The sequence below is a fragment of the Virgisporangium ochraceum genome (assembly GCF_016863655.1).
Lineage (GTDB): Bacteria > Actinomycetota > Actinomycetes > Mycobacteriales > Micromonosporaceae > Virgisporangium > Virgisporangium ochraceum.
This window is the reverse complement of record NZ_BOPH01000088.1, coordinates 317433-341797: the sequence shown is the minus strand read 5'-3', so window position 1 is coordinate 341797 and position 24365 is coordinate 317433. Positions and strand designations below refer to the sequence as shown.

Annotated in this window: 25 protein-coding genes; 14 read left to right on the top strand and 11 right to left on the bottom strand. The window is 72.4% G+C overall.

Annotated elements, in window-relative coordinates:
- The first annotated feature begins 9 nt into the window (after positions 1–9).
- Genes Voc01_RS32750 through Voc01_RS32735 form a run of 4 tightly spaced genes read left to right on the top strand, consistent with a single transcriptional unit; the run spans position 10 to position 3189 of the window.
- Positions 10–255 (top strand): HypC/HybG/HupF family hydrogenase formation chaperone, encoded by a 246-nt coding sequence (locus Voc01_RS32750; RefSeq protein ID WP_203931470.1) that lies wholly within the window; start codon positions 10–12, stop codon positions 253–255.
- Complete coding sequence (gene hypD, locus Voc01_RS32745; RefSeq protein WP_203931469.1) at positions 252–1361, top strand: hydrogenase formation protein HypD; 1110 nt, start codon at positions 252–254, stop codon at positions 1359–1361. The genes Voc01_RS32750 and hypD overlap by 4 nt, the downstream gene beginning before the upstream one ends.
- Positions 1354–2427 carry a hydrogenase expression/formation protein HypE gene (gene hypE / locus Voc01_RS32740; RefSeq protein WP_239160629.1) on the top strand — a complete coding sequence of 358 codons (1074 nt, stop codon included), beginning with the start codon at positions 1354–1356 and terminating at the stop codon, positions 2425–2427. Before hypD ends, hypE begins: the two co-directional genes overlap by 8 nt.
- A gap of 3 nt (positions 2428–2430) precedes the next feature.
- Positions 2431–3189, top strand: a complete 759-nt coding sequence (locus Voc01_RS32735; protein WP_203931468.1) for a DUF6390 family protein — start codon at positions 2431–2433, stop codon at positions 3187–3189.
- Between the two features lie 8 nt (positions 3190–3197).
- On the opposite strand, the gene Voc01_RS32730 is transcribed toward Voc01_RS32735, so the two are convergent.
- Positions 3198–3740, bottom strand: coding sequence for a helix-turn-helix domain-containing protein (locus Voc01_RS32730; RefSeq protein WP_203931467.1), 543 nt, complete (start codon positions 3738–3740; stop codon positions 3198–3200).
- A gap of 233 nt (positions 3741–3973) precedes the next feature.
- Here Voc01_RS32730 and Voc01_RS32725 point away from each other — a divergent pair, with 233 nt between their 5' ends.
- From Voc01_RS32725 to Voc01_RS32705, 5 genes are all read left to right on the top strand, one after another.
- Positions 3974–4930 (top strand): NADH-quinone oxidoreductase subunit B family protein, encoded by a 957-nt coding sequence (locus Voc01_RS32725; RefSeq protein WP_203931466.1) that lies wholly within the window; start codon positions 3974–3976, stop codon positions 4928–4930.
- Between the two features lie 14 nt (positions 4931–4944).
- Positions 4945–5466 carry a NifU family protein gene (locus Voc01_RS32720; RefSeq protein ID WP_203931465.1) on the top strand — a complete coding sequence of 174 codons (522 nt, stop codon included), beginning with the start codon at positions 4945–4947 and terminating at the stop codon, positions 5464–5466.
- A complete protein-coding gene (locus Voc01_RS32715) occupies positions 5463–6116 on the top strand; it encodes a DUF5947 family protein (protein WP_203931464.1) in 654 nt (217 codons plus the stop codon). The genes Voc01_RS32720 and Voc01_RS32715 overlap by 4 nt, the downstream gene beginning before the upstream one ends.
- 232 nt (positions 6117–6348) lie before the next feature.
- Entirely contained in the window at positions 6349–7023 is a 675-nt protein-coding gene (locus Voc01_RS32710; protein ID WP_203931463.1) for a hypothetical protein, read from the top strand.
- Between the two features lie 100 nt (positions 7024–7123).
- The gene (locus Voc01_RS32705; protein ID WP_307781598.1) at positions 7124–8077 is read left to right on the top strand and encodes a DUF389 domain-containing protein; all 954 of its coding nucleotides are present in this window, start codon (positions 7124–7126) and stop codon (positions 8075–8077) included.
- A 12-nt stretch (positions 8078–8089) separates the two neighbouring features.
- On the opposite strand, the gene Voc01_RS32700 is transcribed toward Voc01_RS32705, so the two are convergent.
- From Voc01_RS32700 to Voc01_RS32690, 3 genes are read right to left on the bottom strand one after another with little or no spacing between them, the layout of a single operon-like run.
- Positions 8090–8875 (bottom strand): MerR family transcriptional regulator, encoded by a 786-nt coding sequence (locus Voc01_RS32700; protein WP_203931462.1) that lies wholly within the window; start codon positions 8873–8875, stop codon positions 8090–8092.
- Positions 8876–8894: 19 nt separating this feature from the next.
- On the bottom strand, positions 8895–9656 hold the full coding sequence (locus tag Voc01_RS32695; RefSeq protein WP_203931461.1) for an ABC transporter permease: 762 nt from the start codon (positions 9654–9656) through the stop codon (positions 8895–8897).
- Complete coding sequence (locus tag Voc01_RS32690) at positions 9653–10432, bottom strand: ABC transporter ATP-binding protein (RefSeq protein ID WP_239160628.1); 780 nt, start codon at positions 10430–10432, stop codon at positions 9653–9655. The genes Voc01_RS32695 and Voc01_RS32690 overlap by 4 nt, the downstream gene beginning before the upstream one ends.
- A gap of 148 nt (positions 10433–10580) precedes the next feature.
- Here Voc01_RS32690 and Voc01_RS32685 point away from each other — a divergent pair, with 148 nt between their 5' ends.
- The gene (locus Voc01_RS32685) at positions 10581–11504 is read left to right on the top strand and encodes an NAD-dependent epimerase/dehydratase family protein (RefSeq protein WP_203931460.1); all 924 of its coding nucleotides are present in this window, start codon (positions 10581–10583) and stop codon (positions 11502–11504) included.
- On the opposite strand, the gene Voc01_RS32680 is transcribed toward Voc01_RS32685, so the two are convergent.
- On the bottom strand, positions 11494–13077 hold the full coding sequence (locus tag Voc01_RS32680) for a xylulokinase (protein ID WP_239160627.1): 1584 nt from the start codon (positions 13075–13077) through the stop codon (positions 11494–11496). The two genes, Voc01_RS32685 and Voc01_RS32680, sit on opposite strands and share 11 nt — an antisense overlap.
- Positions 13078–15348, bottom strand: coding sequence for an aminotransferase class III-fold pyridoxal phosphate-dependent enzyme (locus Voc01_RS32675; RefSeq protein ID WP_203931459.1), 2271 nt, complete (start codon positions 15346–15348; stop codon positions 13078–13080).
- A 128-nt stretch (positions 15349–15476) separates the two neighbouring features.
- Between Voc01_RS32675 and Voc01_RS32670 the strand changes: the two genes are divergently transcribed.
- Together Voc01_RS32670 and Voc01_RS32665 are read left to right on the top strand one after the other, a co-directional pair.
- Entirely contained in the window at positions 15477–16697 is a 1221-nt protein-coding gene (locus Voc01_RS32670; protein ID WP_203931458.1) for a PucR family transcriptional regulator, read from the top strand.
- A gap of 102 nt (positions 16698–16799) precedes the next feature.
- The gene (locus Voc01_RS32665) at positions 16800–17627 is read left to right on the top strand and encodes an AbfB domain-containing protein (protein ID WP_203931457.1); all 828 of its coding nucleotides are present in this window, start codon (positions 16800–16802) and stop codon (positions 17625–17627) included.
- 156 nt (positions 17628–17783) lie between these two features.
- On the opposite strand, the gene Voc01_RS32660 is transcribed toward Voc01_RS32665, so the two are convergent.
- From Voc01_RS32660 to Voc01_RS32640, 5 genes are all read right to left on the bottom strand, one after another.
- Positions 17784–18263, bottom strand: coding sequence for a hypothetical protein (locus Voc01_RS32660; RefSeq protein ID WP_203931456.1), 480 nt, complete (start codon positions 18261–18263; stop codon positions 17784–17786).
- A gap of 230 nt (positions 18264–18493) precedes the next feature.
- Entirely contained in the window at positions 18494–18865 is a 372-nt protein-coding gene (locus tag Voc01_RS32655; protein ID WP_203931455.1) for a hypothetical protein, read from the bottom strand.
- 376 nt (positions 18866–19241) lie between these two features.
- Positions 19242–20099 carry a ferredoxin gene (locus tag Voc01_RS32650; RefSeq protein WP_203931454.1) on the bottom strand — a complete coding sequence of 286 codons (858 nt, stop codon included), beginning with the start codon at positions 20097–20099 and terminating at the stop codon, positions 19242–19244.
- Positions 20100–20118: 19 nt separating this feature from the next.
- Positions 20119–20871: a DUF4142 domain-containing protein gene (locus tag Voc01_RS32645; RefSeq protein ID WP_203931453.1), complete on the bottom strand. Its 753-nt coding sequence runs from the start codon at positions 20869–20871 to the stop codon at positions 20119–20121.
- A 310-nt stretch (positions 20872–21181) separates the two neighbouring features.
- A complete protein-coding gene (locus Voc01_RS32640; protein WP_203931452.1) occupies positions 21182–22255 on the bottom strand; it encodes a hypothetical protein in 1074 nt (357 codons plus the stop codon).
- 125 nt (positions 22256–22380) lie between these two features.
- On the opposite strand from Voc01_RS32640, the gene Voc01_RS32635 reads away from it, so the two are divergent.
- Positions 22381–23655 (top strand): sensor histidine kinase, encoded by a 1275-nt coding sequence (locus tag Voc01_RS32635; RefSeq protein ID WP_203931451.1) that lies wholly within the window; start codon positions 22381–22383, stop codon positions 23653–23655.
- Positions 23648–24310, top strand: a complete 663-nt coding sequence (locus Voc01_RS32630; protein ID WP_203931450.1) for a response regulator — start codon at positions 23648–23650, stop codon at positions 24308–24310. Before Voc01_RS32635 ends, Voc01_RS32630 begins: the two co-directional genes overlap by 8 nt.
- Positions 24311–24365 lie beyond the last annotated feature (55 nt).

Sequence of the window (24365 nt, the reverse complement as noted above, 5' to 3'; positions counted from 1 at the left end):
GGACGCGGCATGTGCCTCGCCGTACCCGGCCGGATCATCAGGCTGGACAACCGCGACGACACCCTCATGGCGGAGGTGGACTTCGGCGGTGTCCGCAAGGACGTCTGCCTGGAGTACATCCCCGACGCCACCGTCGGTGAGTACGTCATCGTCCACGTGGGCTTCGCGATCCAGCGCCTCGACGAGGCGTCCGCAAAGAAGACGCTGGAGGAGTTCGAACGGATGGGCATCCTCGAGGAGGAGTTCGGGACATGAAGTACCTGGACGAGTTCAGCGACCCCGACCTGGCCCGGCACCTGCTCGACCAGATCCACGCCGTCACGACGAGGCCCTGGGCGATCATGGAGGTGTGCGGCGGCCAGACGCACTCCATCATCCGGCACGGCATCGACCAGCTGCTGCCCGAGGGCATCGAGATGATCCACGGCCCCGGTTGCCCGGTCTGCGTCACGCCATTGGAGATCATCGACAAGGCGTTGGCGATCGCGGCCCGTCCCGACGTGATCTTCTGCTCGTTCGGTGACATGCTGCGGGTTCCGGGCAGCGGCAGCGACCTGTTCCGGGTGAAGAGCGCGGGCGGCGACGTCCGCGTGGTCTACTCGCCGCTGGACGCCCTGAAACTGGCCCGGGACAACCCCGACCGCCAGGTGGTCTTCTTCGGCATCGGCTTCGAGACCACCGCGCCCGCCAACGCGATGACCGTCCACCAGGCGAAGCGCCAGGGCATCGGGAACTTCTCGCTGCTGGTCTCGCACGTCCTGGTGCCGCCCGCGATCGCGGCGATCATGCAGGCGCCGGCCTGCCGGGTGCAGGCGTTCCTGGCCGCCGGCCACGTCTGCAGCGTGATGGGTACGGCCCAGTATCCGCCGCTCGCCGACCGGTACGGCGTGCCGATCGTGGTCACCGGGTTCGAGCCGCTCGACATCCTGGAGGGCATCCGGCGAACCGTGCTCCAGCTCGAGAGCGGCCGGCACGTCCTGGAGAACGCGTACCCGCGCGCGGTCCCCGCCGAAGGAAACCCCACCGCGACCGCGATGCTGCGCAGCGTCTTCGAGGTGACCGACCGCACCTGGCGCGGCATCGGGACGATCCCCGCCAGCGGGTGGCGCCTGTCCGACGCCTACCGCGACTACGACGCCGAGGCCCGCTTCGACGTCACCTCGATCCGGACGGCCGAGTCGTCGGTGTGCCGGTCGGGCGAGGTCCTCCAGGGTCACCTCAAACCGCACGAGTGCCCGGCGTTCGGCCGCGAGTGCACGCCCCGCAACCCGTTGGGTGCCACGATGGTCTCCTCCGAGGGCGCCTGCGCGGCCTACTACCTGTACCGGCGGCTGGAGCTCGTGGAGGCCCCCCGTGGTTAACCTGCTGCCGGACCCGATCGAGGCCGAGGGCTGGGTGTGTCCGGCGCCGCTGCGCGACTCCCCCACCATCGTGATGGGCCACGGCGGCGGCGGGGCGCTGTCGGCCGAGCTGGTGGAGCACCTGTTCCTGCCCGCGTTCGGCGCGGCCGCCGCGGGCGCCGGGCTCGGTGACGCCGCGGTGGTGCCGGTCGGTGGCGTACGGCTGGCCGTATCGACCGACTCGTACGTCGTCAGGCCGCTGTTCTTCCCCGGCGGCTCGATCGGCGAGCTGGCCGTCAACGGCACCGTCAACGACCTGGCGATGGCCGGTGCGCGGCCGCTGGTGCTGTCGACCGCGTTCATCCTCGCCGAGGGCACCGCGCTCACCGAGCTGGCCCGGGTGGCAGAGGCGATGGGACGCGCCGCGGCGGCGGCCGGCGTGCGGCTCGTCACCGGCGACACGAAGGTGGTCGACGCCGGCTCCGGTGACGGCGTGTTCGTCAACACCACGGGTCTCGGCGTCGTCGACGACGGTGTCGACATCCGGCCGGAGCACGCCCGTCCCGACGATGTCGTGATCGTCAGCGGCGACATCGGGGTACACGGCGTGGCCGTGCTCAGCTGCCGCGAAGGGCTGGAGTTCGGCACCGCGGTGCGCAGCGACACGGCGCCGCTGCACGGCCTGGTCGCCGCGATGCTGGCCACCGGCGCCGACGTGCACACCCTGCGGGACCCGACCCGGGGCGGGGTGGCGGCCACCCTCAACGAGATCGCGCGCGCCGCCGGGGTGGGGATCGAGGTGACCGAACGGGCGCTGCCGATCCCGGCGGAGGTCCGCGACGCGTGCGGCCTCCTCGGTCTGGACCCGCTCTACGTGGCCAACGAGGGCAAGCTGGTGGCGTTCGTCGCGCCGGAGCACGCCGACCGGGTGCTCGCCGCGATGCGGGCGCACGAGCACGGGCGCGGCGCCGCCGTCGTCGGGCGGTGCGTGGCGGAGCATCCGGGGATGGTCGTCGCCCGGACCGGACTGGGCGGCACGCGCGTGATCGACATGCCGCTCGGCGAGCAGCTGCCCCGGATCTGCTGACCGGTGGACACCCCCGGCGACGTCCTGTTCGCCCGCTACGCCTTCCCGCCCAACGAGCTGGGCTACTGCGGACCGGACGATCCTGACGTGCTGCTGCGGCACGCGACGGCTGCCGGTGGAACAGACGGTGGGCCGGCGGACGAGATCGCCCGGCGGGCCCGGCTGTTCGACGGGGCCTGGGTCTACCTGGAACTGATCGCCGCGGCCGCGGGGATCACCGACCCGCTGGACGCCCGCGTCGTCGAGGCGTACTGGATCGGCAACGACCTGCTCGACGCCGTCGACCCCGACGTGTTCCTGTCGACGCTGCGCCAGCGCTTCGCCGGGCAGCTCGGCGGGCCGGTCGCCCACCGCTGGCGGGCGATGCCGCACGCGCACGCCCTGGCCCATCACAGCTTCCACGTGTTCGCCGTGTACCCGTGGACGGGCCTGCTCGCCGTCCGCAGCGCCACCGCGCTGTCCGTCCTGGACAGCTGCCGCATCCGCTGGGGAACGGTCACCGGCGTGGACGGCGCGCGGGTGCGGGTCCGGTCGCGGCCGCTGGACTGGGACGGCCGCCGGCTCCGGCTGGGCGCCGACCGCGTCGAGTCCGTCCGCTGGTCCACCGGCCCCGACTTCACGGATCCCGCCATTCGGCACCCGCCCGCGCCCGGCGACCTCGTGGCCTGCCACTGGGACTGGGTCTGCGACCGGCTGACGGCCGCCCAGCTCGCACAGCTCGCGACCCGCACCGAGCACCAGCTACGCGCGGCCGGCGGCTGACACCCGTCTCACGGAAAGGGCAGCTCCCCGAGCATCTCGCGGATGCGGGACAGGTCACGCAGCCGCGGCTCGGTCGACCCGCCGACCCACCGGCTCACCGTCTTGACCGACACCTGCAGGTGGCGGGCGGCAGCCTCCAATGTCATGCCCCGGGCCCGGAGCGCGCCGGCGAACCACTCGGCGAAGGGGACGCCGCCCGACCGGTCCGGCGCGGGAGCGGACGCACCGTTCCCCGCGACGGGTACGGACGCGCCGCCGCCCTCCGCCGTCACCGTCACCGGCGACGGGGCGAGAACCGCCGGGACCACGTCGATCTCGGCGTGTTCGGGGAAGATCCGCAGCGACACCTGGATCGCACCGGTCGGACCGGCGGCCTCCAGGAGCACGTCGAGCACCTGCTCGCCGAGCAGGCGCAGGTCCTCCTCGGAGAACGGCGTCTGGTTCAGCCGCTGGCGGACGAAGTCGCGGATGTCCGGCAGCGACGACGGCCGGGCCGGAAACTCCCGCACGACGACGACCAGCGGGAAGACCTCGATCGCTCCACCGTCCATAGGGCGAAACGCAGGCATCGCGCTCCCTTCGGCCGGCAGGCGGAAGCCCGCTGCCCCGAGCCTACGGGCGTAACGAACCACGGACGGTCCGGCGCCGGACAGCAGGTGCGACCCGCCTCATCGCGCACGCATAGGTTGGGTCGACATCACCCGGTAGGTCTCCCGATCGGGTGTTCGACGTGCGATTGGCGGGTTCGGTGTCCCCGGATGGCGAGGTTCTGCACATCCTCTGGATGAACGGCGGGCTCAGCTGCGACGGCGAGTCGGTCGCGCTGACCGCGGCTACCCAGCCGAGCATCGAGGACATCGTCCTCGGCTCACTGCCCGGCCTGCCGACGGTCGCCCTGCACTGGCCGTTCTTCGACCCCGAGTCCGGCCCCGACGGCGGCCCGGACAGCTTCATCGAGTGGTTCCACCGGGCCGCCCGCGGCGACCTCGACCCGTTCATCCTGATCGTCGAGGGCTCGGTGCCGAACGAGGCGAACAAGCCGGAGGGGTACTGGTCCGGGTTCGGCAACGACCCGGAGACCGGCCAGCCGGTCACCACCACGGAGTGGCTGGACCGGCTGGCGCCCAGGGCCACCGCGATCCTCGCCGTCGGCACCTGCGCCACGTACGGCGGCATCCACGCGATGGCGGGCAACCCCACCGGGGCGATGGGCGTTCCCGACTACCTGGGCTGGGACTGGCGGTCCAAGGCCGACCTGCCGATCGTGTGCGTCCCCGGCTGCCCGACCCACCCGGACAACCTCTCCGAGACGATCCTGCACCTGCTCTACCAGATGGCCGGACAGGCACCGATGATCCCGCTCGACGAGGCGCTGCGGCCGCGGTGGCTGTTCGAGGTGACCGTGCACAACGGCTGCGACCGGGCCGCCTACTACGACCAGAGCGAGTTCGCCTCCGCCTACGACGCGTCGACCTGCCTGGTCAAGGTCGGCTGCTGGGGGCAGGTGGTGCGGTGCAACGTCGCCAAACGTGGCTGGATCAACGGCGTCGGCGGCTGTCCGAACGTCGGCGGCATCTGCATCGCCTGCACCATGCCCGGCTTTCCCGACCGGTTCATGCCGTTCATGGAACCGCCGACGGACGCGGCGCCGGTCGCGACGGACCCCGGACTCGGCGGCATGGTCCGCACGCTGCGCGGCTTCACGGTGCGCAAGCAACGCGCGCCGGTCCCGACACCGTAAACGGGGGTGATCGCATGGACCCGACCCCGGACGCGCACGCGGCGGCCGCACGGGTGAACCGGCTGCTGGACCAGTTGCGCTCCGGGCCCGACCCACGCGCCGCCCTGGTCGCCGAGGAGCTGGTCCGGTGCCTGGTGCGGCTCTACGGCGCCGGGCTGGAGCGGATCATGGCGACCGTCGGCGCGGAGTACGGCGCCGACCTCGCGGCCGACCCGCTGGTGGAGAGCCTGCTGCTGGTCCACGACCTGCATCCGTCCGGTCCGGACGACCGGGTCCGGATGGCCATCGACCGGGTGCTCGCCGGATCGGCTTCCGGTGAGGCCTCGGGGGAGATCGAATACCTCGGCATCGACGGCGACGGGACCGTGCGGGTGCGCCTCGGCGGCGGCCGGGGCTGCGCGGCCCGGGCGCTGCGGCAGGCGATCACCACGGCGGTCCGGGACGCGGCACCGGAGACGACCGGCGTCGCGTTCGACGTGGCCGCCGCGCCACCCGTGCTGCTGCAGATCTCGCGGAGACCGGGCGCGGTCGCGTGAGCCTGGAGGGCCTGCGGCGGTTCACCCGCCCGGCGTCCGGCCAGGTCCCCGGCCCGCCGGCCGCGACGGAGCCCGCCGGGGAGCGCTGCGACCTGTGCGCGGTGCCGCTCGCCGCCCGGCACGGACATGTGGTCGCCCTGGACCAGCGCTCGCTGCGGTGCGCCTGCCGGCCCTGCTACCTGCTGTTCACCCGCGACGGCGCGGGCGGTGGCCGGTTCCGGGCCGTGCCGGAGCGCTACCTGCACGACCCGGCCCGTCCGCTCACCGACGCGGACTGGGACGCGCTGCGGATCCCGGTATCGACGGTGTTCTTCTTCGACAACAGCGAACTCGGCCGGATGGTCGCGTGCTACCCGAGCCCGGCCGGGGCCACCGAGTGCCTGCTCGACCTGGGCTCCTGGGACCGGCTGCGGCGCGCCCACCCGCTGCTGGCGGCACCGGCGCCGGACGTCGAGGCGGTGTACGTCACGCGGACCGGTACCGGGCCGGAGGCGTTCCTCGTGCCGATCGACGCCTGCTACACGCTGGTCGGCCGGGTCCGGATGGGGTGGCGCGGGATCGACGGCGGACCGGCGGTGCACCGCGCCCTGGCCGAGTTCGTCGCCGACCTCCGCCGGCGCAGCCGGCCACTGCCGTCCGGCCGGGCGTAAGTCCTTCTCGCGACCGGACAGATCTGTCCGGTCGCCCTGGTGGGGACCGACCTGACCGGCCCGCCGATCATGCATGACGGGGTCTCCGGGCCAGAACTGGCCGGACAGGACTGGGGCTGGTGGAGCGTCCCCATTCTGCGGCACGCTGAGTCACCGGACGGGTGCACCAAGCCGCCAGGCGCGATACCCCGCTGTGTAGCGCGGCACCCTCGACCACGGATGGATCACAACCATGACGTCTCTCGTGACTGAGCAGCCCCCTGTGCGCGCCGACGCCCCGGCACGCCGGTCGCCGGCGGCGGAGTTCCTCCACACGCTGGGCCACCGCACGATGCGGCGACTCGTCGCGGCGTTCGCTCCGCATGTCGGGCGGCGGCGGGCGGGCCGGGCGGCCGGGCGCGGACCGCTCGACAGCCGGCCCGAGCCACGCTGGTCACAGCTGCTGATCGGCACCACCACGACGGTGATGACCATCGTGGTCGTCGACGAGCGGGAGGCCCGCCAGAACGCGGCAGCTGTGGTGACCCGCCTGGCCGAGCTGGCCATCAACGACGAGCTGATCGTGGTCTGCGGATCGAACGAGCGCCGGTCCGGCCCCGACACGCCCCTCGTGACCGGCGGGCTGCGCACCCTCCTGCCGCGGCACGACGTCGTCGCGCTGCATGTCGCGGCGAACACCGGAACGCTGCGGCGCGACGCGGCCCTCGTCGGAGAGTTCCTGGAGATCGGCAGCCTGCCGGTCGTGGTGACGCCGACGGCGGCCGCCCGCGAGGTCGCCGGGCGCCTGCGCGCCGAGCTGGGCGCCGACCGCATCCTGACGGTCTCCTGCACGAACGGCGGCGCCGACCTGTACCCCGCGGCCGCGGCCGTGCCGGTCGCACCGCGTCCCGCCTGCCTGGTCCCCTGAGACCCCCGCCGGCCGGCCACCGCTCGGCCGGCCGGCGGTCCCGCTGTCCACGCCGGCCCGGCGCGGCCCGGACAACGGAGACGGCTGCGAGGATTCCGGCATGGACATGCTCCACGTGCGGGTCCTCGCACCTCCCGCCTCGACGGCGACCATCGAGGCGCTCCTGTGCGACGACGAAGCGGTCATCCACCTCGTCGTCCTGCCGGGCGCCGCCCGGTCGCCCGCCGGCGACCTCGTCGAGTTCGACGTGGTCCGCGAGGGCGCGACAGCGGTGCTCGACCGGCTGCGGTCCCTCGGCCTGGAGCGCGACGGCGCGATCGTGATGGAACACGTCGACGCGGCACTGTCGCAGTCGGCCCGGCGTGCCGCGAACCGCGTGCCCGGCCTCGGCGTCGACGCCGTCGTGTGGCACGAGCTCGAGGAGAAGACGGGCGAGGAGACCCGGCTGTCCTGGTCGTACCTGGTCTTCATGATCGTGGCCACCGTCATCGCGAGCATCGGCGTGCTCCTCGACCAGCCGATCCTCATCGTCGGCGCGATGGTCGTCGGCCCGGAGTTCGGCCCTCTCGCCGCGCTCTGTGTCGGCCTCGTGCGGCGCCGGCCCCGCCTCGTCGGCAGGTCCGCCACGGCCCTGCTCGTCGGCTTCGCCGTCGGGATGGCCGTCACCGTCGTGACGACGTGGCTGCTGACCGCCGCCGGCCTCGTCGACGAGTCGATGCTGCTCGCCAAGCGGCCGTTGACCGACTTCATCTGGCGCCCGGACGCCCTGTCCTGGGTCGTGGGCTTCCTCGCCGGCATCGCCGGCATGCTGTCGTTGACCTCGGCCAAGGCGGGCACCCTCGTGGGCGTCCTGATCTCGGTCACCACCGTGCCGGCCGCGGCCAACGCCGCCGTCGCCATCGCGTACGGCGTCGCCAACGAGGCCGTCGGGTCGACGGTGCAACTGGGCATCAACCTCGCCGCGATCGTACTCGCCGGCGTGCTGACGCTCCTCACGCAGATCGCGCTGGGGCGTCGCGCCGAACGACGCCGCCCCGACCGGGCCCGCACCTGACGCACGACGTCCTCAGGCCGGGGTTTCCGGCAGCCGGTCCAGTCGGGTCCACCGCGCCCACCCCCGTTCGCGCATCAGCTCCATCAACCGGCGCACCCGCGGGTCGGTCTCCAGAGCGAGCGCGTCCAGAAGGTCGAACGGCAGGTCGTCCTGCGCCGTCGTCTCCTCGACGGTCAGCTCGCCCGCGTCGTAGGCCTGCTGGGCCATGCGGGCCATGGTGTCGGCGAGCTCCTCCAGACGCGGGTCGTCGTCGTCCGGTTCGCACTCGCCGATCTCGGAGATCAGGCGGTAGAGCCGGGCGACGTGCGGATCGTCGAGTTCCGCGATCTTCCCCTGGACCCACTCGGCGACGTGCTCGGGCCAGCGGGCCGCGATGAGGATCCAGCCGTCCCGCTGGGCCAGCACCATCCGCTCGGACATCCCGATCCCCCGGAGGCGGTCGAGGTAGACGGCCACCTCCGGCGCGAGCCCCAGGCCGTCCCCGGCCGCGAGTTCCGCGATCTGCCGGCGGCTGGTCTCCAGCCGTTCGATCTCCTCGCGCAGGTGGGTGTCGATCCGGTGCACCGCCTCGGCGAAGGCCGACGCGTCGGCGTCGAGCAGCAGTGCGATCTGCGCCAACGGCACGCCGGCGTTGGCCAGGGTGCGGATCCTGATCAGGGACACGACAGCCTTCGCGCCGTACCGCCGGTACCCCGAGGCGTCCCGTTCCGGCTCGGGCAGCAGCCCGATCTGGTGGTAGTGCCGCACCGCCCGCACCGTGACGCCGGCGTACGCCGCCAGTTGGCTGATCGTCAGCATGGTCCGATCCTGCCGTGCCTCAGGAGATCTTCCGCCGGTACACGAGGGTGGCGACGGCGTAGGCGACGACGAGGATGCCGACGCACCAGGCGAGGGCGGCCCAGATGCCGGTGCCGACCGGTTGCCCGGTGAGCAGGTTCCGGATCGTGTCGACGATGGAGGTCACCGGCTGGTGCTCGGCGAAGGCCCGCACCGGACCTGGCATCGACGCGGTGGGCACGAACGCCGAGCTGATGAACGGCAGGAAGATGAGCGGATACGCGAACGCGCTCGCGCCGTCGACCGTCGTGGCCGTGAGGCCGGGAATGACCGCGAGCCAGGTCAGCGCCAGGGTGAACAGGACGAGGATGCCGGCGACCGCCAGCCAGTCCACCACCGGTGCGCCCGAGCGGAAGCCGATGAGCACGGCGACGCCGACGACGGCCACGAGCGAGACCAGGGTGGCGGCCAGCGACGTCACGACGTGCGCCCACAGCACGCCCGACCGGGCGATCGGCATCGACTGGAACCGCTCGAAGATCCCGCCCTGGATGTCGCCGAAGAGCCGGTAGGCGGTGTAGGAGACGCCCGACGCGATCGTGATGAGCAGGATGCCTGGCAGCATGTAGGTGACGTACGGGTCCGGGCCGGTGTCGATCGCGCCGCCGAACACGTAGACGAACAGCAGCATCATCGCCACGGGCGTGACCGCGGTCGTGATGATCGTGTCCGGGCTGCGGGTCACGTGGCGCATGGTCCGCCCGGTGAGCACGGCGGTGTCGACGAGGTGGTGTGCGCTCATCCCCGGTCCCGACCCTTCGCGCCGACGACGGCGAGGAAGACGTCCTCCAGCGTAGGCTGCTTCTCGACGTACTCGACCGTGGCCGGCGGCAGCAACCGCCTCAGTTCCGCCAGGGTGCCGTCGACGATGATCCGGCCCTCGTGCAGGATCGCGATCCGGTCGGCGAGGTGTTCGGCCTCCTCCAGGTACTGGGTGGTGAGCAGGACCGTCGTGCCGCCCTCCGCCAGCGTCCGTACGGCCTGCCACACCTCGAGGCGCGCCTCCGGGTCCAGCCCGGCCGTCGGTTCGTCGAGGAAGATCACCGGTGGACTCCCGATGAGGCTCATCGCGATGTCCAGCCGGCGCCTCATCCCACCGGAGTACGTCGCCACCCGCCGCGCTCCCGCCCCGGTCAGCGAGAACCGCGCCAGCAGGCCGTCCGCGACGGCGCCCGGCTCCCGCAGGTGCCGCAGCCTGGCGACCAGCACCAGGTTCTCGCGTCCGCTGAGGATCTGGTCGACGGCCGCGAACTGACCCGTCAGGCTGATGGACGCGCGGACCTCGGCACCCTGCGTCGCGACGTCGAAGCCGTCGACCCGCGCCGTTCCGGAGTCGGCCCGCAGCAGCGTGGACAGGATCCTGACGATCGTCGTCTTGCCGGCGCCGTTCGCGCCCAGGAGCGCGAAGATGCTGCCCGCGGCCACGTCGAGATCGACGCCGCGGAGCACCCGCAGGTCCTTGTACGACTTCTCCAGGCCCCGCACGTGGATCGCCGGGCCGGTCGAGGGAATGCTCATGCCGGCCAGCATGAAAGGTTGACGCTGCGTCATGGTCAAGCCGCCGTGCCCGGTGGACGCGTGTGTGGGCCGCCACACCGGCCGGCTGTCACACGGCCGGCCGGTTCGCCGTCTGCGTGTGGTGGAACCGCACGAAAGGGGAGAACGCATGAGGGTCCTGCTCGCCGGCGCCTCGGGCGCCGTCGGTACGCCGCTCACCCGTCAGCTCGTCGCCGCCGGCCACGAGGTCGTCGGCATCACCCGCAGCGCGGCGACCGCCGGGCGGCTGCGCGAGGGCGGCACGGAGGCCGTCGTCGCCGATGTCATGGACCGCGACGGCCTGCTCGCCGCGGTGCGCGGCGTGCGCGCCGACGCGGTCGTGCACCAGCTGACCGCGCTGGGCACCACGAAGATGCGCCAGGCGATGCGGGACACGAACGCCCTGCGCACCACGGGGACCGCGCATCTCCTCGCCGCCGCCCACGCGGTCGGCGCCCGCCGGTTCCTCACCCAGTCGATCGTGTTCGGGTACGGCTACCGCGACCACGGGTCGCACGTGATCACCGAGGACGACCCGTTCGGCGAGCCGACGACCGGCCTGGTCGGGCCGGCGGTCGCGGCCATCCGCTCGACCGAGGAGCAGGTGTTCGCGGCCGACGGGATCGAGGGTGTCGCGCTGCGGTACGGGTTGTTCTACGGCCGGGACAGCTTCGTCCGGATGATCGTCGACCTGGTCCGCAAGCGCCGGCTGCCGGTGCCGTCGTCGGGCGGCGGGTTCGCCGCGTTCGTCCACCTGGAGGACGCCGCCGCCGCGACGGTGGCCGCCCTGGAGAAGGGACGCCCCGGCCAGGCGTACAACATCGTCGACGACGAACCGGTGCGGTGGGCGGACTTCCTCGACACGCTCGCGGCCGAGCTCGGGGTTCGCCGGCCGCGGCGGGTGCCGACCTGGACGCTGCGGGCTATCCCGTACGTCCACACGCTCATGACCACCTCGATGCGCGTCTCCAATGCCAGGGCCGGGCGGGAGCTGGGCTGGACCCCGACGGTGCCGACCTACCGCGAGGGGATCCCGCTGGTCGTCAGCGGTTGAGGCGCCGGTACACCGGGGCGAGCCGCTTGTGCAGGTACCGGTAGACGTCGAACAGCTCGTCGTAGACGGCCCGGTGGGCGGCGGTGGGTTCGAAGACGTGGTCGCTCTTCATCAGGTCCGGCAGGTCGGCGAACGAGACCAGTCCGGTGCCCACCGCACCGATCCAGCCGGCACCGCGCACGTTGACCGCGACGGGACGGGCGTCGCGGCGGATCTCGACACCGAGGACGTCGGCGAAGATCTGGCACCACGAGTCGGACTGCGCGCCACCGCCGGTGATCGCCATCGACGTCACCGGTGCGCCGAGGAACCGGTCGACCGCGCGGGCCAGCCACCGGGTGTTGAGCGCGACGCCCTCGAAGACCGCCCGCAGCAGCTCCGACCGGGTGGTGTCGAGGGAGATGTTGACGAAGCCGGCCCGCAGGTTCGGGTCGTCGACCGGCGCCCGTTCGCCGTACAGCCACGGGGTGTAGAGCACGCCGCCGGCGCCCGGCGGCACGGTCGGGATGATGCGGTCGAACGCGTCGAAGATGGTGCCCTCGTCGCGGCTGATGTGGCCGGCGCTCAGCAGCGGGTCGTCGTACTCGACGACCTTGTCGCGCAGCCAGGTGAGGTTGGCGCCGGCCGTCGCCTGCAGCGCGGTCATCAGGTAGCGGTCCGGTACGGCGCACGGCACCGACGCGATCTGCGCGACCACGTCGGTCTTCTTGCGCGGGACGTGCGCGGCGATCCACGAGGACGTGCCGACGTACAGGTGCGGCTGGTTGTCGCCGGTGGTGCCGGCGCCGACGGCGGCCGCGGTGTTGTCGATCGCCCCGGCGACGACGCGCACCGACGCGGGCAGCCCGAGGTGCCCGGCGGCGGCGGGCGAGAGCGTGCCGATCACCTCGGTACAGGCGACGATCGGCGGCAGCTTGTCGCGGTCGATGCCGCAGTCGGCCACCAGCGCGGGCGAGTAGCGGATGTCGCCGGGGCGCCGGTTGTCGGTCACCCACGAGGTGAGGATCGAGTCGACCGTCGCCACCGTCCGCCCGGTCAACTTGAGGTTGATCCAGTCGAGCACGTTGAGGAAGGTCGCGGTGCGCTCGTAGACGTGCGGCAGCTCGTCGCGGACGAACAGCATGTGCGCGGCCGGGTCCTTGCCGGTCACCGACGGCATTCCGCCGGTGAGACGCAGCCAGCGCGCGATCCGGCGCACGGAGAACCCGCCGTGGGACGGGAAGCCGCCGAACTGCCGGCGCAGGTTGGCCGCCCCGCGCATGTCGAGCCAGCTGATGCAGCGGGTCAGCGGCTCGCCGTGGGCGTCGACGGCGATGGTCCCCTCGCCCTGGGTCGAGGAGCAGACGGTGGTGACCGCGCGCAGGTGGTCGGGGTGGGCGCGGCCGAGGTCGGCCACGACGGCGGCCAGCGCGTCCCACCACTCCACCGGGTCCTGCTCGGCGCCGCCGCGCGGCAGCACGTGCAGCGCCACCGCGCGTTCGGCCCACCCGGTGACCGTTCCGTCGGCCGCCACGAGGGCGGCCTTCATCCCCGAGGTGCCGAGGTCGATCGCGAGTATCTGCTCCGGCGGCAATCAGACTCCCTCGACGAGCGCGAACACCTGGTCGAACCGGTCGAGCGCCGTGTCGACGACCTCGTCGGTGTCGGCCATCGAGGTGTACATGCGCGAGCCCGCCAGCGTGATGATGCCGTGCGCGGCGTACGCGGCGCCCATCTGCTCCATCAGGCGCTTGCGGGCCTTGTTCTCCTTGAACAGCTTGATGGGGTTGCGCATGTCGAGCAGCATGACACCGCTGCACTCCAGGTGGACGATGGAGCCCTGGTTGTACGTCACGTACGGCAGGCCGTGCCTGTCGATGAGGCGTTGCAGGCCGCGGGTGAGCCGGTCACCGGCCCGGCCGGCGATCACCGGGGCGTTGGTGCGCGCCATCTCCTCGATCGCGAAGTAGCCGGCGGCGCATGACAGCGGGTTGGCCGACAGCGTGCCGCCCACCTGGATGTGCGCGCCGTTCTTGCCGTCGAGGCCGGATCCGAACACCGCCATGACGTCGGCGCGCCCGCCGACGCCGCCGGCCATCGGGTACCCGCCCGACACGGCCTTGCCGAACACGGTCAGGTCGGGGGTGACGCCGAAGTACCCGGCGGCGCCGCCGAGCCCGACCCGGAAGCCGGTGACCACCTCGTCGAAGATGAGCAGCGCGCCGAACTCGTCGCACAGCGCGCGCAGTCTCCGGTTGAAGTCGCGCGGTGCCGGGCGGGTGCCCGACTCCGGTCCGAGCGGTTCGACGACGACCGCGGCGGTGCCGCCGCGGGCCCGGTTCTCGACGAGCTTGCGCCGCAACGCGCCGAGGTCGTGCGGGAACGCCTCGCGGGTGTTGAGCGTGGCGCCGAACGGGATGCCCTTGGCGTTCATCCGGTACGTGCCGGGCACCCGCAGCCCGTAGACGAGCGTGTCGGACCAGCCGTGGTAGGCGCCGCCGACCTTGACCACCATGTTCTTGCCGGTGAAGGCGCGCGCGCCGCGCACGGCGGCCATCACCGCCTCGGTGCCGGAGCCGAGCGAGCGGTACATCTCGATGTGCGGCATGTACCGGTGGATGATGTCGGCGAGCTTCAGCTCGTACTCGTGGAACATGCCGGTCACCGGTCCCGACTCGCGGATCACCTCGGCGACCCGCTCGTTGACCGGCCCGTAGTTGCTGCCCAGGATCGTGGGCCCGCCGGCCTGCAGGAAGTCGATGTAGGTGTTGCCGTCGCGGTCGGTGAGGTAGGCGCCGTCGGCCCGGTCGATGGCGAGCGGGAACGGGTAGTTGAACGCGAGGTTGTGCTGGACCCCGCCGGGGATCCGCTTCTTCGCCCGGTCGGTCAGCTCCTGGCTGGCCCGGCACTTGGTGTCGAAGTAGCCGAGCACGTCGAGCAGCGCGTCGTGGCGCAGCCCGCGCACGGGTTGGGCCACCAGCGCCGCCAGCCGGCGCATCGTGTCGGCGACGTCCGGGTAGGCGCTGATGGCGTATCCGAGCTGGGCCGCCTCGCTGCCGGCCACCTCCGCGGTCGCGGCCACCGCCGGGGGCGAGGCCGCGATCTCGGCGGCCTTCGCGTCGGCGCTGGGAAGGTCCTCGGTGACCGGGACGCGCACCGGCGGCACCGACAGGCTGACCTGCGCGCCGATGCGCTTCTCGTCCTTGCGCAGCTTCGCGAACGCGATCTCCCGGATCGGCGCGGGAATCGTGTACACCTTGCCGGCCTCGGTCGTGAGCGCCATCAGGTAGGCGATGGACACCTTCTCCAGCAGCGCCATGTTGAACACGGCTCGGTCGGGGTCGGTGCCCAGGGCGACGATGCCGTGGTTGGCGATGATGAAGGCGTTGTCGCCGCCGGCGACCTTCTTCTGGACGTTGCGCGCCAGGAACCCGGTGCCGGACGGGGCGTAGTCGACGATGGCGACCTGCCGGCCGAGGAAGCGCACCTGTTCGTCGGTGAGCGGCGGGATCGGCTTGCGCAGGAAGGCGAGCGCCGAGGCGTAGGGCTGGTGGGTGTGCACGATCGCGTTGACGTCGGGGCGCTGGCGGTAGATGTTGGCGTGCATGCCGCACTCGATCGACGGCACGAGGCCATCGGCTGAACTGCCGTCAGGCCCGTCGGGGACGTGCTTGCCGGCGAAGTCGACGATGCATACGTCCTCGACGCGCATCCGGTCGTAGTCGTAGTTGCTCGGCGTCACCGCGTAGAGCCTGCGGCCGGGGACGCGCACCGACACGTTGCCCTCGGTGGCCTTGAGGTAGCCGCGTTCGAGCATGGTCCGGCACATGTCCACGACGTGTTGGCGCGAGGCGCGGTGCTGCATCACAGGTTCCCCCAGTCGGTGTCCCGCTTCCGAGTAGACCAATCGTCGGCCGCTGCGCGGGACGAAACACCGTCACCCGGCTCGTGGGAACCGGCCGCCTTTTTAGCACGACGTGACAAAATCGCGGGATGAACCCGGCGCCACTGCTCCCGACCCCGTGGCAACGCCTGCCCGTGGAGCTGTCCGAGGCGATGCTGCCCGACCTGCCGGCCACCGTCCGGACGGTCAGCGGCGCCGTCGCCGAGGCGGCACCGGCGTTCGCGTCGATCACCGACGCCAAGTTCGAACGCGACGTGCGGGCGGCCGCGCGGGTCGCACTCGAACGGTTCATCGAGCTGGTCGGCACGGACGCGGCGGCGCTGCCGCCGCGGCTGCGGGAGTTCTTCGTCGCCCTCGGCGCGGCCGAGGCGCGGGAGAACCGGGGACCCGATGCGGTGCTGGCCGCCTACCGCACGGCCGGCCGGTGCCTGCTGCGGGCGGCCTCGGAGGCCCTGGCGACGGTGCGGCCGCTCGACCCGGACGTGCTGATCGACCTGTCCGACGCGGTCACCGCGTTCGTCGACGAACTGGCCGCCGCGAGCACCGACGGGTTCGCCCGCCAGGTGCAGGAGCAGGCGGGCGAGGGTGACCGGCGCCGGCGGCTGGCCGAGCTGCTGCTGCGGGGCGGCGCACCGGAGACGGTCGTCGCGACGACGGCGGCCGGCATCGGGTGGAGCGGGTTCACCACGGTGGTCCCCATCGTGGTGCCCCTGGACCACGCCCGGGACGCGCGGTTCCGGTTCGGTGCCGACGGCGTCCTCCTTGAACGCCCCCGCGACGCGGTGCTGCTGGTGCGCGACGGCCCGCGCGCGACGCGGCCGCACCTGGCCGACATGCTCGCCGGCCGCGGTGCCGTGGCCGGTCCGGCGGTCGACTGGCCCCGGGTGCCGGAGGCGGTGCGGCTGGCCGAGCTGACCGCCGAGCTGGTGCCCGCTGCGGCCGGTCCGGTCTTCGCCGACGACCACCTCGGCACGCTGGCGCTGCGGGGTGAGGCCGGCGCGCTGGCGGTGCTGACGGCCCGCCGGCTGGCGCCGCTGGCCGACCTGCGCCCGGCCCAGCGGGAGACGCTGCTGGCCACGCTGCACAGCTGGCTGCGGCACTGGGGCGCGCGTTCGGAGGTCTCGGCCGAGCTGTTCGTGCATCCCCAGACGGTGAGCTACCGCATGGGACGGCTGCGGGAGCTGCTCGGCGCCGACCTCGACGATCCCGCCGGCAGGTTCGAGCTGCTTCTCGTGCTCGCCGCCCGCTTTCCCCGCCAGTATCCGCGCCCGGAATCGACGCCCCACCTTGCCGACATGCGGTTGGAGTGACAAGGTCTATCCGGTTCGTCTGTTTCCACTGTTTCCACTGATCGCGCAGATTCCGCAGATTCGGCTGATTCTTCCGCGACGGAGCGATGACGGGAGGGCCCGGTGCCTGGTGAGGGTCCCGCCGGGAGCGGACCACAGACGGGTACGCAGACGCAGACGCAGACGGCCGACGCGCCCGGGACCGTCATCGGGCCTGTCATCGGGCCGGGTGACGACCCGCCGCGCCGACGCCGGCTCCTGGTCGGCGTGGTCGCGGCGACGGTCCTGCTGCTGCCGGTCAGCGTGCTCGCCGGACAGTGGGGCGACGACCCGACCGCCACCGGGCTGCCGGCGGCCGTCCCGCCGCCCGGAGCCGTCACGCCGAGCCCGCCGGTGCCGACGGCGACCGTGCCCGGCGCGTCCGGCTCCAGCGCCCCCGCATCCGACGCTTCCGCACCCGGAGCCGGCGCTGCTCCCACGACGACGGCGCCGGCGCGCCCGCCGGAGGTGGCCGTCGGCATCCGGATCGGGCTGGAACCGGTGTCGGCCCCCGGTTTCCTGGTGCGCCACCGCGACTTCGTGGGGCGGATCGACCGCATCGGGCCGCACAGCCCGGGTCTCGACCGGGCCGACTCGTCGTTCATCGTGCGCACCGGCCTGTCCGACGCCCGGTGCGTCTCGTTCGAGGCGGTCAACTTCCCCGGGTTCTTCCTGCGGCACCAGGACTTCGCGATCCGCCTGCACCGGCGCGAGAGCACTCCACCGTTCGCCGCCGACGCGACGTTCTGCCCGGTCGCCGGGCTCAGCGGCCGCAACACGTCGTTCGAGTCGGTCAACTTCCGCGGTCGCTTCCTGGTCCACCGCGAGCAACGGCTGCAAATCGCGCCGGTCGACGGCACCGCCGCCACCCGGGCGGCGATGACCTTCGCCGTCCGCGCCGCCCTCGCCTGACCGGTGGCGGCCCCGTCGGTAACGAGCGCAAGGGATGCCGGTGGCGGCGAACACGGCGAGGATCTGTTGGCAGGCGGGACTCGTAAAGCATCGTGGACGCCCGCGGGGCGGGCCGCATGAGCGGCCCGCCCCTGGGCGTCGCACGGTGTGCAGGTGCTACTGGACCTGCAGCGAGTCCGAGGTGACCGGGCCGGTGTTGCCGACCCACGCGGTCGCCTGGTAGGCCCCTCTGGTGCGGGGGTACGCGCACTCGGCCGTCGGCGTTCCCTTGACCCCGCCGGCCGGCACTACGATCATCTCGTTGTCCTGCCAGCCATAGTCCTGCAGGCACCAGGCGTTGAACGATCCGGCGTGGTAGAAGCCGAGGTAGATCCCGGCCATCCGTTTGGCACTGGCCGTCGGGTTCTTGAAGTTGACGGTGAAGTAGACCTCGTTGTCGTCCGCCCACGCACAGGTCTGGAACCGCACGCCCGACGCCTGGTGGAGCAGGTATCCGGAACAGATGTTGCCCGAGCGGCCGGGCGGGACGATGACGTCGGCACTGGCCGGTGCGGCGACACCCAACATCGCGGCCAGGCCGACGAGGGCGGCGGCCGCCGCTCGCAGCAGTGTGTTTCTGCCAATTCGGTCAGACATCGATGCTCCCTGATGGTAGGCGGATCCGAAAGACGGGCCATGAGCCGCGATCGATCCTGCGCCATCGGATGCGTGCCGGTCGCGGATTCCATACGAATCCAAATGGCGGTGTGAGCCTCGGCGTCACCAGTCGAAAGCCGGGCGCCGAAGCCCACCCACCCCGCCGACTTCGGCGACGCGGTCACCATTGGCGGCGCGGGCAGCCGCCGCCGCGACAGCGTCCAACTCCGTCAGATGTCCAGGTGCTCCTCGATCAGGCGCAGCTGCCGGCGGGCCAGTGCGAGGTTGCCGCGGTTCTTGGACAGGGCGAGGTACAGGAACAGCCCCTTGCCCGACCGGCTCGTGATGGGCCGGAGGAGGTGGTACTGGCTGTCCAGCGTGATCAGGATGTCCTCGATCGCGTCCTGCAGGCCGAGCAGCTCGATGGTGCGCAGCTTCGCCCGCACCACGTCGGTGTTGCCGGCCGCCGCCACGCTCATGTCGAAGTCCCGGCCGCCGCCCGCCGTGCCGAGCGCCATCCCGCTCGTGTAGTCGACCAGCGCGACGCCCAGCGCGCCGTCGATCTGCATGGCGTCCTTGAGCGCGATATCCATTTCCGGCATGGCTTCTCCTTTGACGTTCCTCGATTCGAAGGCAGGCGGAACCCCGCGGCGGCCGGCTGCCGGGGACCCGCGCGAAGCATTGGCTTCTTCCGATGCGTTTAGGCAGCTCAGGCCGGGGACGGACCTGCGGCTGCACATACCCTAAGGACGCCCGGCGGCAACCGGCCCACCCCCGGACAGCCCGATCCCCCGGCTCAACGTCCATCGCGACCCCGCCCGGACGGACGATTCTCGACCCGTTCGGGTCACCCACTGGCTGCCGACCATCGCAGTTGCTAAAGTGCGCAACTGCGATCAGCAGCGATCCACGAAGGGACAGCGCAGTGGGTCAATTGCGACCACATCGTCGCCGAAAACCATTCCGGAGGGCATTTCCTCAGTATCCGCGGTGACCGTAATCCGACCGCTGATGCGGCGCCGGGCCAACCGGGTCGGCGGTCATGCGGAGCGGGATCACCCGCGGGTCACCGACGCGCCCGCCCTGCGCCACGGCGATGGCGCGGGCCGGACAGGCACGCGCGGCCCGCACGACCGCGTCGAGGTGTTCGTCGTCCACTGTGGACCGGTAGGCCAGCTGGCCGTCGCCCCGCAGGGTGAAGGTCTCCGGCGCCTCCTGCTCGCAGAACCCGAACCGCACGCACCGCACCGGGTCCACCTGAACCGAGGTGGTTCTGGCGCGGCTGCGGGCGAACATCGCGTCCTGACCGCGACCCCCGTCGCGCGGGCCCTTCAGCCACAGCACCATGGCGGCCGCCCACGGGGCGACGACCACGATCTGCACCCAGGTGAACCCGGTCTCGGAGCCGGAGACGAGCACGTGCACGGTCATCGCCGTGTAGGCCGCGTACACCGTGGCGTGCAGGGCCCGCCAGCGATGGAAGCCGATCAGCTTCTGGAACGACAGCGACACGGCCGCGGCGGTCATGACCTCCAGCGCGATGACCCCGGCGCCGATCCCCCACGGATCCACCTCGTTGGTGAAGGGAACGACGACGTCGACGAGCTCGACCGTTCCCGTCGGCGGGGTGAGCTGGGCGAAGCCGTGCACCGTGCCGAGGGTCAGCCCGAGCACGGCGAGGACACCGTGGATGGTGAGCATGGTGGTGTGCTTGAGCCGGGTCATGGTCCAGCCGCGGGCCACCATGAGCCCCGCGATGAGGGCCAGCCACAGCAGCGCGGCAGAGGAGAAGCCGACGGTCGCGGCGAGGACGTGGATCGGGTCGATGTCGTTCATCGTCGGTGCGGCTCCCGGGTCAGGCCGTGCCACGCAGGGCGCGGGTCACACCGACGACGCCGATGGCGCCGGTGAGCGCGAACAGGGCGATCATCGTCAGCGGATGGTTCTTCATGTCGGCGGCGCGGAGGTTTCCCTTCGGGACGTTGACCGGCGGCAGGCCGTCGAAGTCGACCTCGCCGGTGCTCTCCAGCAGCGACATGTGCCGGTGCACGAAGATCTCGCACTGTTTCGCGAACAGCCGCATCAGCGCGTTGCGGCTGTTGGCGCGGACGTTCGCGATGGCTCCGTACACCACGCCGTGTGCGTACCGCAGCCGTTGCGCGAAGGTCGCGTCGTAGTCCCGGCCGGTCGTCGCGTTCAGCTCCTTCAGCCACTCGCGCTGGTCGACGTTCGGCTCCGTCGGAAGGCGGTAGCCGAAACGCGCCGCGACGCGCTCGACGTCGTCGTCGAGCACCTTGTGGTCCGACGCGATGAGCCCGCCGACCTCCCTGACCCGCGGGCCGAGACCCTTGCGCGATGCCTGGTCGCCGGCCGGCATCTCCCAGAGGCCGGCCTGTTTCACCTTGTCCAGGAACACCTTGTCGGCGTCGGTGAAGTTGCGGAGGTCGACCTGCTCGGGCAGCACGAACCCGGGTGGCGCGGGGTCGTCCTCCGGCGCGGCCGGCGCGGGTGCGGCACCGAGCAGGACACCGCCGAGCACTCCCAGCGCGAGTACGGCGATGACGCGCCTCAGGGCGTTCCTCCGACGGGCCGTCGCTGAAACGGGCACTGTCGCATCCTCTCGTCGCGCGTGTCGTGTCAGGAGAAATGAATACGACACTTTCAGCGGACAAATCGGATGGCTGCACCGAACTTAAGGCGAAGAAAAGCACCCGTTGACGGCCGGAATCCGAGGTGTACCAACGGTTCCGGTCGGTGCGCGGGTTCGGGACTTTCGGCCCTGGTGGCATCCGCGCGGTGGCGATGGGATGAAGGGTCCCGGTGCGGTGTGTGGTGCCTGTCGTCGACCACGACAGAACGACGACCGCACGGCGGCGGGGCCTGCCGCCGTGCGGTCGCTCACCGGTCGTCGCTGGCCGTCAGACCCCTGCCCGTGGCCGCCACAGCATGATGTGCGGAAGGTAGTCGCCGGACACCGTCGCGGTTCCCACGATCTCACCGCGGTCGTTGACCGCCGCCGCGGACGAGAAGGAGGTGGAGGCGTCGGCCGGCAGCGGCAGCCGTTGCGGCAGGGCCGTGGTGCTCGTCCAGACGGACGGGTACGAGTCGCCGTACACGCTGCCGCAACTGTGCATCCCCACGACGACACCGGAGTTGTTGACGTCGACGGGTCTCGTGGCGCCGTCGAAGGCGGGCAGCGACCGCATGCCCGTGGCGGCGCTCCAGATGAAGCCGGTGCCGAATCCGGACGCGGTGATGGAGTCACCCACCACCTGTCCACGGTCGTTGATGCCCTGCGCCCGCGAGAAGTTGCCGCCGAGGGTGCCCAGGTCGGTCACCACGCCGTCGCGCCAGACGAAGGCGCGGTCGGTGCGCGTCCACGTACTCGGGAAGCCGTCGGGCGTCCGGTACGTGCCGGCGACCCGGCCGGTCGCGGTCACGTCCACCGCCCGGCTGGCCGGAGGCAGGTCGAGGCGGACCGCCCCGCCATCACGCCAGACGACCGCCCGGCTCGCCCCGTCCGCCGAGGACGCGCCGCTGACGAGCGTGTACCCGACGACGAGCGGCCCGTTCACCGCGTTGGCGAACCCGGCGTACCCACCTCCCGTTCCCAGGTCCTGGATCTGACCGTTCGTCCAGCGCACGGCGTGGGCCCCGTCTGCCGCGGTCGAGTAGCCCACCACCGTGCCGGCAGCGTCGATGCCGTACGCCGCGGAGTACCCGCTTCCCAGCGCCGGCAGGTCGGTCACCACGCCGTCGTGCCAGATCGCCCCGACCCGGTCATACGACACCGTCCTCGTGCCCACGACGTGTCCGTCGTCGTTGATGTCCGACGCCCATCCGGCGCCGAGGTCGACGACCTCCCACCGGTTGGTCACCGCGTCGCAGGCCTGCTGGACCGCCGCGGCAGGCACCGCCGTGAACCCGACGATCGCCGGCGCCGCGAGCAGCACGCCCGCCAACGCCCTCAGAGTGCGTCCCCTGTCCCCCATATACGCCTCGTTCCCTCGCATCGGTGTGCATCGACAAGGCGGCCCGCCAGGGATCACGGTAGGAGACGCGCGTCCGCGACGGCCGTCCCGGCGGCTTACGAACCCATTACGGCGCACCCTCCATCGTGAGAGTGAGGCCGGTCGACCTCCGGTGGCCGATACTGACCGCGTGGCGCGGTGGGCCGGGTCTGGAGGGCGGCGCGATGGTCGGCAGGTTCCGGGCGGTCGGCCGCCGGTGGGAGACGCTTCCGCCGACGACGGTCGACGCGCTGACCGCCGTGCTGTGCTTCCTCATGACGGTGGCGGTGCCGGTCAAGGTCCCCTGGTACGGCGGGCCGTCGCTGTTCGTCCTGGCCGCGCTGGCGTCGCTGCCGCTGGTCTGGCGGCGTCGGCAGCCGGTCGTCGTGGCGGCGCTGGTCGGCGCGGGCACGATCGGGCTCGCGGTCACCGACGCCATCCGCAGCATCCCCCTGCCGTACGGGCAGCTGATCGCCACGTACACGGTCGCGGCGCTCGCGGGGCCGGTCTGGCGGGTGCTGACGATGGTGTGTACCGCGATCGGGGTGCTCGTCACGGTGCTCGTGGTGCTCGACCTCGGAGTCGGGCCGGCCGCGGTCGGCACGGCCGCGTTGCCGTTCGTCGTCGCGTACGCGCTCGGCGTCGGGGTCCGGGCCCGACGGGACCGGATCAGCATGCTGGAGGAGCGCACCCGGCGCCTCGCGGAGGCGCAGGAGGCCACGGCCGCCCGCGAACGCGAACGGATCGCCCGCGAAATCCACGACATCGTGGCGCACTCGGTGAGCCTCATGGTGGTGCAGGCCGAGGCCGGCATCGTCCGGGCCGCCGGGCAGGCGCGCACGACCCGCACGTTCGAGACGATCGCCGGCACCGGGCGGGAGGCGCTGTCCCAGCTCGACCGGGCGCTGGGCGTCCTCCGGGACGACGGCGCGGCGCGACGGCCGGAGCCGGGCCTGGACGATCTACCCGAGGTGCTGGAGCGGGCCCGGCTCGCCGGACTGGACGCCGACCTCGTCGAGTCGGGGACGCGTCCGCGGGTACCGGCCGACGTCGCGGTGGCGGTCTACCGGCTGGTGCAGGAGTCGGTCACCAACGCCGTCCGGCACGCCGACGCCACCCGGCTGCGGGTCGCTCTGGACTGGCGCGACGGCGCGCTCGACGTCCGGGTCCACGACAACGGACGCGGCCCGGCGCCGGACACGGCACCGGGCCCCGCGCCGACGCCGACCGCAACCAAGCGCGGGCTGATCGGCATGCGCGAACGCGTCCACGCGTTCGGCGGAGACCTGCACACGGGACACGGTGACGACGGCACCGGGTTCGTGGTCGTGGCCCGGCTGCCGATCACCCCACCGCGGCGGGAGGCGGACCCGCATGGGTGAACCGATCCGGGTCGTCGTCGCCGACGACCAGGCGCTGGTGCGCGACGGGCTCGTCGAGATCCTCGACGCCGAGCCGGACATCACCGTCGTCGGTGAGGCCGGTGACGGCCACGCCGCGGTCGCGGCCGCCGGGAGCCTGTCGCCCGACGTGGTGCTGATGGACGTGCGGATGCCGGGTCTGGACGGCATCGCGGCCACCGCGGCGATCTGTGCCGGCACGTCCGTGCGGGTCCTGATGCTGACCACCTACGACGTCGACGAGCACGTCTACGCCGCGTTGCGGGCCGGCGCGAGCGGCTTCCTGCTCAAGAGCATGCGCGGCCGGGACCTGGCCGACGCGGTGCGGGTCGTCGCCGCGGGCGAGGCGCTGCTGGCCCCGAGCGTGACCCGTCGGCTCATCGCCGACCTCGCCGCGAGGCCGGCTCCGGCTCCGTCGCAACGGATTGCCGGCCTGAGCCCGCGGGAGACCGACACCTTGCGGGCGCTGGCCCGCGGGCTGTCCAACGCCGAGATCGCCGCCGAACTGTACGTCACCGAGCACACCGTGAAGACCCACGTGAGCAACCTGCTGGCGAAGCTCGGGCTGCGCGACCGAGTGCAGGCCGTGGTCCTCGCCTACGAGTCCGGCCTGGTGACCGCTCGTCCTCAGGAGTGAGCCGGCTCCGTCTCCCGGGCGTTCCGGCCGCCCGGTCCCGGCGCCGACCATCAGC

Coding starts and splice junctions, on each gene's coding strand:
- Voc01_RS32640 (WP_203931452.1), bottom strand. CDS start 22,255: ATGGGGGACAGGGGACGCACTCTGAGGGCGTTGGCGGGCGTGCTGCTC.
- Voc01_RS32710 (WP_203931463.1), top strand. CDS start 6,349: ATGACGTCTCTCGTGACTGAGCAGCCCCCTGTGCGCGCCGACGCCCCG.
- Voc01_RS32700 (WP_203931462.1), bottom strand. CDS start 8,875: ATGCTGACGATCAGCCAACTGGCGGCGTACGCCGGCGTCACGGTGCGG.
- Voc01_RS32720 (WP_203931465.1), top strand. CDS start 4,945: ATGGACCCGACCCCGGACGCGCACGCGGCGGCCGCACGGGTGAACCGG.
- Voc01_RS32660 (WP_203931456.1), bottom strand. CDS start 18,263: ATGTCTGACCGAATTGGCAGAAACACACTGCTGCGAGCGGCGGCCGCC.
- Voc01_RS32670 (WP_203931458.1), top strand. CDS start 15,477: ATGAACCCGGCGCCACTGCTCCCGACCCCGTGGCAACGCCTGCCCGTG.
- Voc01_RS32650 (WP_203931454.1), bottom strand. CDS start 20,099: ATGAACGACATCGACCCGATCCACGTCCTCGCCGCGACCGTCGGCTTC.
- hypD (WP_203931469.1), top strand. CDS start 252: ATGAAGTACCTGGACGAGTTCAGCGACCCCGACCTGGCCCGGCACCTG.
- Voc01_RS32690 (WP_239160628.1), bottom strand. CDS start 10,432: ATGAGCATTCCCTCGACCGGCCCGGCGATCCACGTGCGGGGCCTGGAG.
- Voc01_RS32695 (WP_203931461.1), bottom strand. CDS start 9,656: ATGAGCGCACACCACCTCGTCGACACCGCCGTGCTCACCGGGCGGACC.
- Voc01_RS32675 (WP_203931459.1), bottom strand. CDS start 15,348: ATGCAGCACCGCGCCTCGCGCCAACACGTCGTGGACATGTGCCGGACC.
- Voc01_RS32655 (WP_203931455.1), bottom strand. CDS start 18,865: ATGCCGGAAATGGATATCGCGCTCAAGGACGCCATGCAGATCGACGGC.
- Voc01_RS32730 (WP_203931467.1), bottom strand. CDS start 3,740: ATGGACGGTGGAGCGATCGAGGTCTTCCCGCTGGTCGTCGTCGTGCGG.
- Voc01_RS32705 (WP_307781598.1), top strand. CDS start 7,124: ATGGACATGCTCCACGTGCGGGTCCTCGCACCTCCCGCCTCGACGGCG.
- Voc01_RS32750 (WP_203931470.1), top strand. CDS start 10: ATGTGCCTCGCCGTACCCGGCCGGATCATCAGGCTGGACAACCGCGAC.
- Voc01_RS32630 (WP_203931450.1), top strand. CDS start 23,648: ATGGGTGAACCGATCCGGGTCGTCGTCGCCGACGACCAGGCGCTGGTG.
- Voc01_RS32725 (WP_203931466.1), top strand. CDS start 3,974: ATGAACGGCGGGCTCAGCTGCGACGGCGAGTCGGTCGCGCTGACCGCG.
- Voc01_RS32685 (WP_203931460.1), top strand. CDS start 10,581: ATGAGGGTCCTGCTCGCCGGCGCCTCGGGCGCCGTCGGTACGCCGCTC.